Annotated in this window: 13 protein-coding genes; 4 read left to right on the top strand and 9 right to left on the bottom strand. The window is 72.5% G+C overall.

Annotation, left to right across the window (positions count from 1 at the left end):
* The first annotated feature begins 141 nt into the window (after nt 1–141).
* The gene (locus DEJ46_RS31520; RefSeq protein ID WP_150271820.1) at nt 142–924 is read left to right on the top strand and encodes an SDR family oxidoreductase; all 783 of its coding nucleotides are present in this window, start codon (nt 142–144) and stop codon (nt 922–924) included.
* A gap of 84 nt (nt 925–1,008) precedes the next feature.
* On the top strand, nt 1,009–1,602 hold the full coding sequence (locus tag DEJ46_RS31525) for a TetR/AcrR family transcriptional regulator (RefSeq protein WP_150271822.1): 594 nt from the start codon (nt 1,009–1,011) through the stop codon (nt 1,600–1,602).
* Nucleotides 1,603–1,616: 14 nt separating this feature from the next.
* Here DEJ46_RS31525 and DEJ46_RS31530 read toward each other — a convergent pair whose 3' ends face one another.
* Both DEJ46_RS31530 and DEJ46_RS31535 read right to left on the bottom strand, forming a co-directional pair.
* Nucleotides 1,617–2,831, bottom strand: coding sequence for an acyl-CoA dehydrogenase family protein (locus DEJ46_RS31530; protein WP_150271824.1), 1,215 nt, complete (start codon nt 2,829–2,831; stop codon nt 1,617–1,619).
* 6 nt (nt 2,832–2,837) lie between these two features.
* Entirely contained in the window at nt 2,838–3,860 is a 1,023-nt protein-coding gene (locus tag DEJ46_RS31535; protein WP_150271826.1) for a phosphotransferase family protein, read from the bottom strand.
* 131 nt (nt 3,861–3,991) lie between these two features.
* On the opposite strand from DEJ46_RS31535, the gene DEJ46_RS31540 reads away from it, so the two are divergent.
* On the top strand, nt 3,992–5,275 hold the full coding sequence (locus DEJ46_RS31540) for an enolase C-terminal domain-like protein (protein WP_150271828.1): 1,284 nt from the start codon (nt 3,992–3,994) through the stop codon (nt 5,273–5,275).
* Nucleotides 5,276–5,303: 28 nt separating this feature from the next.
* Here the strand turns inward: DEJ46_RS31540 and DEJ46_RS31545 are convergent, their stop codons facing one another.
* From DEJ46_RS31545 to DEJ46_RS31575, 7 genes are all read right to left on the bottom strand, one after another.
* Nucleotides 5,304–6,215, bottom strand: a complete 912-nt coding sequence (locus DEJ46_RS31545; RefSeq protein WP_150271829.1) for an MBL fold metallo-hydrolase — start codon at nt 6,213–6,215, stop codon at nt 5,304–5,306.
* Between the two features lie 128 nt (nt 6,216–6,343).
* On the bottom strand, nt 6,344–6,640 hold the full coding sequence (locus DEJ46_RS31550; protein WP_150271831.1) for a hypothetical protein: 297 nt from the start codon (nt 6,638–6,640) through the stop codon (nt 6,344–6,346).
* Between the two features lie 76 nt (nt 6,641–6,716).
* Entirely contained in the window at nt 6,717–7,055 is a 339-nt protein-coding gene (locus DEJ46_RS31555) for a DUF202 domain-containing protein (protein WP_150271832.1), read from the bottom strand.
* A gap of 7 nt (nt 7,056–7,062) precedes the next feature.
* Nucleotides 7,063–7,455, bottom strand: coding sequence for a YidH family protein (locus DEJ46_RS31560; protein ID WP_150271834.1), 393 nt, complete (start codon nt 7,453–7,455; stop codon nt 7,063–7,065).
* 149 nt (nt 7,456–7,604) lie between these two features.
* Nucleotides 7,605–8,120, bottom strand: coding sequence for an NUDIX domain-containing protein (locus tag DEJ46_RS31565; protein WP_150271836.1), 516 nt, complete (start codon nt 8,118–8,120; stop codon nt 7,605–7,607).
* Between the two features lie 27 nt (nt 8,121–8,147).
* Entirely contained in the window at nt 8,148–8,912 is a 765-nt protein-coding gene (locus tag DEJ46_RS31570) for a glucose 1-dehydrogenase (protein ID WP_150271838.1), read from the bottom strand.
* Between the two features lie 31 nt (nt 8,913–8,943).
* A complete protein-coding gene (locus DEJ46_RS31575; protein ID WP_150271839.1) occupies nt 8,944–9,573 on the bottom strand; it encodes a TetR/AcrR family transcriptional regulator in 630 nt (209 codons plus the stop codon).
* Between the two features lie 130 nt (nt 9,574–9,703).
* On the opposite strand from DEJ46_RS31575, the gene DEJ46_RS31580 reads away from it, so the two are divergent.
* Nucleotides 9,704–11,359 carry an FAD-binding dehydrogenase gene (locus tag DEJ46_RS31580; protein ID WP_150271841.1) on the top strand — a complete coding sequence of 552 codons (1,656 nt, stop codon included), beginning with the start codon at nt 9,704–9,706 and terminating at the stop codon, nt 11,357–11,359.
* Nucleotides 11,360–11,363: the final 4 nt, after the last annotated feature.

An 11,363-nucleotide genomic window follows, 5' to 3' on the forward strand; every position in this document is an offset into this window, starting at 1 on the left:
TGGGCACGCACGCTAGCGCTCCTGACCGCCCCGGGGAACGAGGCGTGCGGACCGACTCTTCCCCCATCACATACCGACTGGTTAGTCTGTCGTCGTCGCGGCATCGCGGTACCGGCAGACTGCGGAGAGGTGGGTCCATCCATGAGCGCGGACACGAGTGCCCTTCAGGGCGCCGGAGTGGTCGTCACGGGCGCGGGCGGCGGGATCGGTGCGGCGCTCGCCCGCCGCTTCGCCGCCGAAGGGGCCCGCGTCGTCGTCAACGACCTCGACCCCGTCCGTACCAAGGCCGTCGCCGAGGAGATCGGCGCCATCGCGGTCCCGGGCGACGCCTCCGCCGTCGTCGACGAGGCCCGCGAGGCTCTCGGCGGCCCCGGCTCCATCGACGTCTGGTGCGCCAACGCCGGACTCTCCTCGCCCGGCGACGCCTTCGCCGACGAGGACGTCTGGGCGGCCGCCTGGGACGTCAACGTCATGGCCCACGTCCGCGCGGCCCGCGCCCTGCTCCCGGAGTGGCTGGAGCGCGGCAGCGGCCGCTTCGTCTCCACCGTCTCCGCCGCCGGGCTGCTCACCATGATCGGCGCTGCGCCGTACAGCGTCTCCAAGCACGGCGCGTACGCCTTCGCCGAGTGGCTCTCCCTCACCTACCGCCACCGCGGCCTCAAGGTCCACGCGATCTGCCCGCAGGGCGTCCGTACGGACATGCTCACCGCCGCCGGATCGGCCGGCGAGCTGGTCCTCGCCCCCACCGCCATCGAGCCCGAGGACGTCGCCGACGCCCTCCTCGACGCCATCGACGCCGACCGGTTCCTCGTCCTGCCCCACCCCGAGGTCGCCGGCTACTACCGCAACCGCGCCACCGACCCCGAGCGCTGGCTCGGCACCATGAACCACGTCCAGCGCGCCTGGGAGACGGGCTCCCGCTAGCAGGTGCTCCGACAGATGGGAAGATCTACGGACGGGAACGGTGTTCCCCCCACCAGGAACGATCACGAGGGAAGGCGGCGGAGCATGGCCAGGACGACGGACGAGAGCGGGGCGCCGGTCCCCCAGAGGCTCCTCGCCGCCGCCACCCGGCTCTTCGCGGAGCAGGGTTACGACCGCACCTCCGTCCAGGAGATCGTCGAGGCCGCCGGGGTCACCAAGGGCGCCCTCTACCACTACTTCGGCTCGAAGGAGGACCTCCTCCAGGAGGTCTACGCCCGGGTCCTGCGCCTCCAGCAGGAGCGCCTCGACGCCTACGCGGACGCCGACGCGCCCGTCGAGGACCGGCTGCGCGGGGCCGCCGCCGACGTCGTCGTCACCACCATCGAGAACCTCGACGACGCCGCCATCTTCTTCCGCTCCATGCACCACCTCAGCCCTGAGAAGAACAAGCAGGTCAGGGGCGAGCGGCGGCGCTACCACGAGCGGTTCAGGGCGCTGATCGAGGAGGGCCAGCAGTCCGGCGTCTTCTCCGCGGCGACCCCCGCCGACCTGGTCGTCGACTACCACTTCGGCTCGGTGCACCACTTGTCGACGTGGTACAGCCCGGACGGCCCGCTCACCCCGCAGCAGGTGGCCGACCACCTGGCCGACCTCCTGCTGCGGGCCCTCCGCCCGTAGCGGGGTCTCGCGGGTCAGAGGTACTGCTTCAGCTCCCGCCGCGCCAGCGACCGCTGGTGCACCTCGTCCGGGCCGTCCGCGAGCTTCAGCGTCCGTGCCGCCGCCCACAGTTCGGCCAGCGGGAAGTCCTGCGAGACCCCGCCCGCCCCGTGCGTCTGCACCGCCTTGTCGATGATGTCGACCACCGCGCGCGGGGTCGCGATCTTGATGGCCTGGATCTCGGTGTGCGCGCCGCGGTTGCCGACGGTGTCCATGAGCCAGGCCGTCTTCAGGACGAGCAGCCGCAGCTGCTCGATCGTCACGCGGGCGTTGGCGACCCAGTTCTGGACGACGCCCTGCTGGGCGAGCGGCTTGCCGAAGGCGGTGCGGGAGACCGCGCGCCGGCACATCAGCTCCACGGCCCGCTCGGCCATGCCGATGAGCCGCATGCAGTGGTGGATCCGGCCGGGCCCGAGCCGGGCCTGCGCGATGGCGAAGCCGCCGCCCTCCTCGCCGATCAGGTTCGCGGCCGGGACACGGACGCCGTCGAAGACCACCTCGGCGTGGCCGCCGTGGGAGTGGTCCTCGTACCCGTACACCTGCATCGCCCGCCGCACCTCGACGCCGGGAGTGTCGCGCGGCACGAGGATCATCGACTGCTGGCGGCGGAGGTCGGGCCCGTCGGGGTCGGTCTTGCCCATGACGATGAAGACCCTGCAGTCGGGGTTCATGGCCCCGGAGATGTACCACTTGCGGCCGTCGACGACGTAAGAGTCGCCGTCCCGCCGGATCCGGGTCTCGATGTTCGTGGCGTCGGAGGAGGCGACCTCGGGCTCGGTCATCGCGAAGGCCGAGCGGATCTCGCCCGCGAGGAGCGGCTCCAGCCACTGCTTGCGCTGCGCCTCGTCGCCGAACTGGGCGAGCAGCTCCATGTTCCCGGTGTCCGGGGCCGCGCAGTTGAGGGCGGTCGGCGCCAGGTGCGGGCTGCGGCCGGTGATCTCGGCGAGCGGCGCGTACTGGAGGTTGGTCAGCCCGGCACCGTACTCGGCATCGGGGAGGAAGAGGTTCCACAGGCCCTGCCGCTTGGCCTCGGCCTTGAGCTCCTCGACGACCGCCGGGGTGTCCCAGGGGGAGGCGAGCAGGGCCCGCTGCTCCTCGGCGACGGCCTCGGCCGGGTACACGTGCTCGTCCATGAAGGCGAGGAGCCTCGCCCGCAGTTCCTCGGTGCGGGAGTCGTACGCGAAGTCCATGGCGGATCAGCCTTCCTGGAGGGTGGTGAGGCCGTGCTCGATGAAGACGGGGACCAGTTCGCCGATGCGGTCGAAGCCGGCGCCGACCGTCTGCCCGAGCGTCCAGCGGTAGTGGATGCCCTCCAGGATCACGGCGAGCTTGAACCAGGCGAAGGCCGTGTACCAGGCGAGGGCGGAGGTGTCGCGGCCCGAGCGGGCCGCGTAGCGCTCGGCCAGCTCCGCGGCGCTCGGGTGCCCGGGGGCCGTGGCCGTCGTGGAGATGGGGGAGTTCGGCAGGTCGAGCGGCGTGCTGTACATGACGAGCAGGCCGAGGTCGGTGAGCGGGTCGCCGAGAGTGGACATCTCCCAGTCGAGGACGGCCCGGATGCGGTCGTCCCCGTCGATGAGGACGTTGTCGAGCCGGTAGTCGCCGTGGATCACGGTGGGCGGTGGCGAGCCGGGCAGCGCGCGGCCGAGCGCGGCGTGCAGCTCGTCGATCCCCGCGAGCTCCCGGCCGCGTGAGGCGTCGAGCTGCTTGCCCCAGCGGCGCAGCTGCCGGTCGAGGAAGCCCTCGGGGCGGCCGAAGTCGCCGAGCCCGACGGCCGCCGGGTCGACGGCGTGCAGGTCGACGAGCGTGTCGACCAGGCCGAGGACGGCGGCGCGGGTGCGCTCGGGGCCGAGCGGTGCGAGCTCCTCGGCCGAGCGGTACGGCGTCCCCTCGACGAACTCCATGACGTAGAAGGGCGCCCCGAGCACCGACTCGTCCTCGCAGAAGAGCACGGTCCGGGGGACGGGCACGCCGGTCCCGGCCAGGGCGCTGATGACGCGGTGCTCGCGCCGCATGTCGTGCGCGGTGGCGAGGACGTGGCCGAGGGGCGGCCGGCGGACGACCCAGCGTCCGGCGCCGTCGGTCACGACGTACGTCAGGTTGGAACGGCCGCCCTCGATCAGTCGGGCTTCGAGGGGGCCGGCCACCAGGCCGGGCCGCTCGCGGTCGAGGAACCGGCGCAGCGCTTCGGGGTCGAGGCCTGGTGGCGGGGCGGAACTCATGGTGCGTACCTCCGGATCGGCTTCGGTCGTCGTTCATGATGACCGACCAGTCGGTATGTCGTCCAGAGGTGGGCCGGGAAAGCCGCTGCCGCACCCTGGTCCTGGACCCCATCCCTGAATAGGGTTCACATATGGATGCGCTGAAGCTGCTCGTCGACGAAGTCCGGCTGACCCCGATCCTCATCTCCGACCCGCCCCTCCTCAACGTCCAGGGCGTCCACCAGCCCTACACGCCACGACTCGTGGTGGAAGTGGTCACCAGGGGCGGGGTGAGCGGCCTCGGGGAGACGTACGGCGACGGCGTCTACCTCGGCCTCGCCCGGCCGCTCGCCGAGGCCCTGCCCGGCCACGCGGTCACGGACGTGAACGCGCTCTTCGCTCTGGCGTCCTCCGTCGAACCCGCCCTCCCGGTGCCGACCGGGGGAGTCGACGCGGCAGGCCTGCGCGGGGTCAGGACCGCGGACAAGCTCCGTCTCTCCGTCGTCTCCGCCTTCGAGACCGCCTGCCTCGACGCCCTCGGCAAGACCCTCGGCCTGCCCGTCCACGCCCTGCTCGGCGGCAAGGTCCGCGACTTCGTCGAGTACAGCGCCTACCTCTTCCACCGCTGGGCCGCCCATCCGGGCGCGGGCCCCACGGACGACTGGGGTGCGGCCCTCGACCCCGCCGGGATCGTCGCCCAGGCCCGTCGCTTCGACCGCCTCCACGGCTTCCGCTCCTTCAAGCTGAAGGGCGGCGTGTTCGAGCCCGAGCGGGAGATCGCCGCGATCCGCGCGCTCGCCGAGGCGTTCCCGGGCCGCCCGCTCCGCCTCGACCCGAACGGCGCCTGGTCGGTGGAGACCTCGCTGGCCGTCGCGCGCGAACTGAAGGACGTACTGGAGTACTTGGAGGACCCGGCGAGCGGCACCGGCGCCATGGCCGAGATCGCCTCCCGTACGGACGTGCCGCTCGCGACCAACATGTGCGTGACCACCTTCGAGGAGGTCCCGGAGGCCTTCGCGAAGGGAGCGGTACGGATCGTCCTCTGCGACCACCACTACTGGGGCGGCCTGCACCGCACCCGAGAACTGGCCGCGCTCTGCCGCACGTACGGCGTCGGACTCTCCATGCACTCCAACACCCACCTGGGCATCAGCCTCGCCGCCATGACCCAGGTCGCCGCCACACTGCCCGGACTCCACCACGCCTGCGACACCCACTACCCCTGGCAGACGGAGGACGTCGTCACCACACGCCCCGTCTTCCGCGCCGGCCGCCTCGCCGTCTCCGACGCCCCGGGCCTCGGCGTCGAGCTCGACCGCCCGGCCCTCGCCGCCCTCCACCGCCGCTGGCTGGACGACGACGGCACCCTCCGCGAGCGCGACGACGCGGCGGCGATGAGGGCCGCGGACCCGGGGTGGACCCCCGGCAGGTGGTAGCCCCCGCCGCCCGCCGCCCGACCAAGGGCTACGCGTGACAGGCCACCGGCACCCCGCCGTTCATGGCCGCCATGTCGCCGAAGACCGCCGCCGGGTCCAGCGGCGACCCCTCCGGCAGGCCGGCCAGCTCCGCGTACGCGCGGTGCAGGTTCGCGACGAGCCGCTCGCTCTCCTGCCATGCGGCGAACTCCCCGAGCTCCGCGCCCCGCGCCGTCTCCAGCGGCGTCGCCCCCTTCGCGTACCCCTCGGCGGCCAGCTCCCGCACCCACAGCAGGTACCGCTCCGTCGTGTCGTACGCCGAAGGGTCGGTCACCCGCCCGTGCCCCGGCACCACCGTCGGCGCGTCGAGCGAGCGCAGCAGGTCGAGCGCGCGCAGCGACCCGGCGAGCGACCCCATCGGCAGGAAGGGCGTCCCGCCGTGGAAGACGAGGTCGCCGGTGAAGACCACGCCCTGCTCGGGGAGGTGCACGATCGAGTCGCCCGTGGTGTGCGCGGGACCCGGGTGGATCACCCGTACCTCGATGTCGCCGACGTACAGCGTCACCCGCTCGCGGTACGTCACGGACGGCGGCAGGATGTCGACGCGCCCGAAGTCGGTCTGCGGCCACAGCAGATGGAGCTGGTGCCCGGCGGCGAGCTGTTCGGACCGGCAGTTCTCGTGGCCGACGATCCGCGCCTCCGGCCGGAACACCCCGTTGCCGTAGGTGTGGTCGCCGTGGTGGTGGGTGGTCACGATGGTCCGGGGCAGCGGCAGCCCCTCCGCGAGGACCGCCTCGCGCAGCAGCAGGGCCCGCCGCTCGGTGGCCGCGGTGTCGACGAGGAGGGACTCGCCCGCGTCGCCGAGGAAGCCGGCGTTGTTCAGACACCAGCCGCCGTCGGGCTGGACGAAGGCGTGGACGTTCGGAGCGAGCGCGACCACATAGGGATCGGTGGCAGACAAGAGGGTTCCCCCGGCTGAGAGCTCAACTGGACGGGGGAAGAGTGCCAGTTGACAAGCGCAGGAGAAAACCGGCCCGGCCCGACCGGGGCGTGGGGCTCAACGGTTCTGCGCGTCAACGGTCGTGGGCGTCAGTGGTCGTCCCAGTGGTTGCCGTGCGCCGCGTGCCGGTGCCCGTCGTGCGCGTAGTCGAGGTGATCGCCGTGCGCGACGGCGGTGTGCCCGCACTCCGGCCCGTGCGTGTGGTCCGGGTGGGTGTGCGCGACGTGCAGGGTGGTCTCGCACTCGTCCCAGTGCCCGGCGTGCTCACGGTGCAGATGCCCGTTGTGGGCGTAGTCGACGTGGTCCCCGTGCTTTACGGAGGTGTGCCCGCACGACGGACTGTGGGAGTGCGCGTGGGTGGCGTGCTCGTGGTGGAGGACGGTCATGACGTGGCCTCTGCGGAAGGGACGGCTGACCCTTCCAGGCTAGTCCTGCGCGCCCTTTTCCTCCCGGTTCGCCTTCTCACCAGATGAGTGCGGCCCCGAAGACGGCCAGTGCGATCGTGCAGCCCGCCGCGAGCAGCGCGCCCCGGTGGGAGAGCGGGTGCGGCCGGGCGGTGCTCAGGGAGCGGATCCTGCGATGGGCGACGGCCAGGAAGCCGACCCAGACCAGTGCCGAGAGCGCGAGCGCGGTCAGCCCCGTCGCCGTGGCGTCGCCGTGCAGGGCCAGCTTGACCGCGAGGACGGCCACCACCGTCCACGACAGGGTCGTACGCCGCCACGCGAGCCGCGTCCGCTCGGGCTGGAGCCCGGGGTCACGGACCTCCGGATCGGGGGCCCCCGTGCCGTGGGCCTCCGTCACCGCCCGGTCACCCCGTCCAGCCGAAGACCACGACCACCACCATCGCGAGCGCCACCACGGCCACCACGAGGCTCAGCACCGCGGGGAACCGGGACGCCGGCAGGTCCTCGCCGCGCCGCATCGCCCGCTCGCAGCGCACCCAGTGGTTGACCGCCCGCAGCGCGCACAGCACCCCGGCCGCGAGCAGCGCGAGGGCGAGCCCGACCCGGATGCCCCAGCGCAGGTCCGGCAGGAACTGGTCGACGGCGAAACCGCCGCCGATCAGGGCGAGAGAGGTCCGGATCCAGGCCAGGAAGGTCCGCTCGTTGGCGAGGGAGAAGCGGTAGTCCGGCGTCTCCCCCTCGTCCCGGATCCGCTGCGGCGCGAACCACAGCCGCAGACTCTGCACGAAATCGCTCACACGTGCACCCTAACGGTCGGATGATCGGCCTGCCCGGTGCTCGGCACCGGCTCCCGCACACCCTCACCGACCTTCCCTCGGGCCCCACGGCGACCTCAGCGTCCCCCTCACCGGTCCCGGTCCGCCCCCTCACCCGCCCCCGTCCGTCCTCACCGGCCCCCGTCCGCCCGCAGCCGCTCGTACGCGGCCAGGCCGTCGGGCACCCACTCCCAGTCGCCGAGCCGCTCGGCCAGCTCCTCGTCCGTCAGGAAGGCGTGCCAGGCGACCTCCTCCACCTGCGGGTCCACCGGAAGCTCGCACCGGACCTCGTACACCGCCGACCACCACTTGCCGGCCACGCCCCCGGAGTCGTACAGGAACTTGAGCACCGGCTCGGGCCGGGGCAGTCCGGTGACCCCCAGCTCCTCCTCGGCCTCGCGGAGGGCGGCCTCGTCGTAGGACTCGCCCGCCCCGACGACCCCGCCGACGAACATGTCGTACAGGGAGGGGAAGAGCAGCTTGTCCGGTGTCCTGCGGTGCACGAAGGTCCGGCCCTCGGCGTCCCGGACGCGGACGAAGACGCAGCGATGGATCAGGCCCCGCGCGTACACCTCACCGCGCGGAGCCCGGCCGATCACCCGGTCGTGCTCGTCGACCACGTCATGAATCTCTTCAGCGGCACTCATGACCGCCATCCAAGCAGGAGGGGTTCGTCACTGCCCCATGACGTACTTGACGGTCGGACCGGTGGTCCAGCCGCCGTCCACCGCGAGCTCCGCACCCGTCACGTACGAGGCGGCGTCCGAGAGGAGGAAGACGACCGCGCCCGCGATCTCGTCGGCCTCGCCGACCCGGCCCATCGGGGTGTTCGGGTACTTGCCCTCGCCGCGCTCGATGCCGACCGACGCCGTCATCGGGGTGTACGTCATGCCCGGGTGGACGGAGTTGACGCGGATCCTCGCGGTACCGAGCTCCACCGCGCCGATCTTCGTCAGCCCGCGCACGCCCCACTTGGAGGCGCCGTAGCCCGCGGTCAGGGCCAGGCCCATCAGGCCGGCGGCCGAGGAGATGTTGACGATCGAGCCGCCGCCCGCCTCCTTCATCGCCGGGATCGCGGCCTTCATGCCGATGAAGACGCCGGTCAGGTTGATGTCGAGGACCTTGCGGAAGTGCTCGACGGACTCCGTCTCCAGGAAGGCGCCGGTGGAGATGCCCGCGTTGTTCACCAGGCCGTGCAGCCCGCCGAACTCCGCCACGGCGTACGCGACGGCCGCCGCCCAGCCCTCCTCGGAGGTCACGTCGTGGTGGAAGAAGCGCGCCCGCTCGCCGAGCGCGTCGGCGGTCGCCTTGCCGTCCTCGTCCAGGACGTCGGTGACGACGACGTTGGCGCCGGCGGCCACGGCCTGCCGGGCGGCCTCGGCGCCCAGGCCGCGGGCGCCGCCGGTGATGAGCACGGTCCTGCCGGTGAGGTCGTTCATGAAGGGTCCCTTCGCGGTGATGCCGGGTGATTCAGACGCTCCGGGGCTGTGCGGCCCGGAGAAGCGCGGTGGTCGTCTCGACCAGGTCGGCGAGGAAGAGGGCCTCGCCCGTGAGGGGTTCGGTGCCGTCGAGGTACTGCCGGGCCCGGTCGGCCAGGGCCGCGCCCACCACGGTCAGCGCCAGATCGAGGCGCTCCAGGAGCAGGGGCTCGGGCAAGTGGGAGGCGGCGAGCCGGTCGGCCATCCGCTCGATGAGGTGCCAGTAGACGGTGCCGTCGAGCGTGGGGTGGGGGGTGCGGGTGCGGATCCCGCTCTCGTGGCTGAGCTGGGCGGAGATCCGCAGGCAGCGGCGGCCCCGGTCGGTGCGCAGCTCGCTCGCCTCGGCCGTGACGAGGGCGGCGACGAGCTCCTTCAGGTCGTCGCCGGCCGCGTCGAGCAGCGGCGCGAGGACCTGACGCGTACGGGCCTGGCGCCCGGCCATGACCGCGTCGAGGAGCCCGGCGCGCGAGCCGAAGTGGTACTGCACCGCGGAGGGGTTCGCCTGTCCGGCCAGGGCCACGACGTCCCGCAGCTGTGCGCCGTCGACACCCTTTGCGGCGAAGATCTCCTCCGCCGCGCGGATCAGCTTCTCCCGGGTCTCGGGTCCCGATGTTCTCGCCATACGACCATATTAATGCCCGACATTAGAAAACGGGAGGGCCGCGGGAATGGAGACCGAGGGAGAGGAGAAGCGGCAGCGGAGACGGACGAAACAGTTGACTCGATACATCCGTGTATCCAAGATGCGATCCATGTCCTACGACGCTGATGTGATCGTGATCGGAGCCGGCCTCGCCGGGCTCGTCGCCACCGCCGAGCTGGTCGAAGCCGGCCGCACCGTGATCCTCCTCGACCAGGAGCCCGAGCAGTCCCTCGGCGGCCAGGCCCACTGGTCCTTCGGCGGCCTCTTCCTCGTCGACTCGCCCGAGCAGCGCAGGATGCGGATCAAGGACAGCCACGCCCTCGCCCTCCAGGACTGGTACGGCACGGCCGGCTTCGACCGGACCGAGGACCGCTGGCCGAGGAAATGGGCCGAGGCGTACGTCGACTTCGCCGCCGGCGAGAAGCGCTCCTGGCTCCACGCGCGCGGGGTGCGGTTCTTCCCCGTCGTCGGCTGGGCCGAGCGCGGCGGCTACGACGCCAACGGCCACGGCAACTCCGTCCCCCGCTTCCACATCACCTGGGGCACGGGCCCCGGCCTCGTCGCCCCCTTCGAGCGCAAGGTCCGCGAGGGCGCCGCCCGGGGCCTCGTGGACCTCCGCTTCCGGCACCGCGTCACCGGCCTCGGCCGCACGGCCGGGACCGTCGACACCGTCACCGGCGAGATCCTGGAACCCTCCTCCGCCGCCCGCGGCGAGGCCAGCACCCGCACGCCCACCGGCACCTTCGAGCTCCGCGCCCAGGCCGTGATCGTCACCTCCGGCGGCATCGGCGGCAACCACGACCTCGTCCGCGAGCAGTGGCCCGCCCGGCTCGGCACCCCGCCCGCGAAACTGCTCTCCGGTGTCCCCGCCCATGTCGACGGCCTCATGCTCGGCATCGCCGAGAAGGCCGGCGCCAACCACATCAACCGCGACCGGATGTGGCACTACACCGAGGGCATCGAGAACTGGAACCCCATCTGGGCCAGGCACGGGATCCGCATCCTCCCCGGACCCTCCAGCCTCTGGCTCGACGCGACCGGCAAGCGGCTGCCCGTCCCGCTCTTCCCCGGCTTCGACACCCTCGGCACCCTCGAACACATCATGCGGACCGGCCACGACCACACCTGGTTCGTCCTCGACAAGCGGATCATCGGCAAGGAGTTCGCGCTCTCCGGCTCCGAGCAGAACCCCGACCTGACCGGCAAGTCGATCCGCGACGTGATCGGCCGGGCCCGCGCCGACGTCCCCGGCCCGGTCCAGGCGTTCATGGACAAGGGCGCCGACTTCGTCGTCGAGGACGACCTCGCCGCCCTCGTCCGCGGCATGAACCGGATCACCGGCGAGGACCTGATCGACGAGACGGCGCTCCGCCGCGAGATCACCGCCCGCGACCGCGAGATCGCCAACCCCTTCACCAAGGACCTCCAGGTCACGGCGATCCGCGGTGCCCGCAAGTACCTGGGCGACAAGCTCATCCGCACGGCCGGCCCGCACCGCATCCTCGACCCCAAGGCGGGCCCGCTGATCGCCGTACGCCTCAACATCCTCACCCGCAAGTCCCTCGGCGGCCTGGAGACGGACCTCTCCTCCCGCGTCCTGACGGAGACCGGCGAGCCCCTGCCGGGCGTCTACGCGGCGGGCGAGGCCGCCGGCTTCGGCGGCGGCGGGGTCCACGGCTACCGCTCCCTCGAAGGCACCTTCCTCGGCGGCTGCATCTTCTCGGGAAGGGCGGCGGGCCGGGCGGCGGCTCAGGCGGTCGGCTGACGGC

The organism is Streptomyces venezuelae (assembly GCF_008642375.1).
Lineage (GTDB): Bacteria > Actinomycetota > Actinomycetes > Streptomycetales > Streptomycetaceae > Streptomyces > Streptomyces venezuelae_G.

Bases quoted from the DNA above. Each gene is read 5' to 3' on its own strand.
- DEJ46_RS31520 (WP_150271820.1), top strand. From the start codon at position 142: ATGAGCGCGGACACGAGTGCCCTTCAGGGCGCCGGAGTGGTCGTCACG.
- DEJ46_RS31525 (WP_150271822.1), top strand. From the start codon at position 1,009: ATGGCCAGGACGACGGACGAGAGCGGGGCGCCGGTCCCCCAGAGGCTC.
- DEJ46_RS31530 (WP_150271824.1), bottom strand. From the start codon at position 2,831: ATGGACTTCGCGTACGACTCCCGCACCGAGGAACTGCGGGCGAGGCTC.
- DEJ46_RS31535 (WP_150271826.1), bottom strand. From the start codon at position 3,860: ATGAGTTCCGCCCCGCCACCAGGCCTCGACCCCGAAGCGCTGCGCCGG.
- DEJ46_RS31540 (WP_150271828.1), top strand. From the start codon at position 3,992: ATGGATGCGCTGAAGCTGCTCGTCGACGAAGTCCGGCTGACCCCGATC.
- DEJ46_RS31550 (WP_150271831.1), bottom strand. From the start codon at position 6,640: ATGACCGTCCTCCACCACGAGCACGCCACCCACGCGCACTCCCACAGT.
- DEJ46_RS31565 (WP_150271836.1), bottom strand. From the start codon at position 8,120: ATGAGTGCCGCTGAAGAGATTCATGACGTGGTCGACGAGCACGACCGG.
- DEJ46_RS31570 (WP_150271838.1), bottom strand. From the start codon at position 8,912: ATGAACGACCTCACCGGCAGGACCGTGCTCATCACCGGCGGCGCCCGC.
- DEJ46_RS31575 (WP_150271839.1), bottom strand. From the start codon at position 9,573: ATGGCGAGAACATCGGGACCCGAGACCCGGGAGAAGCTGATCCGCGCG.
- DEJ46_RS31580 (WP_150271841.1), top strand. From the start codon at position 9,704: ATGTCCTACGACGCTGATGTGATCGTGATCGGAGCCGGCCTCGCCGGG.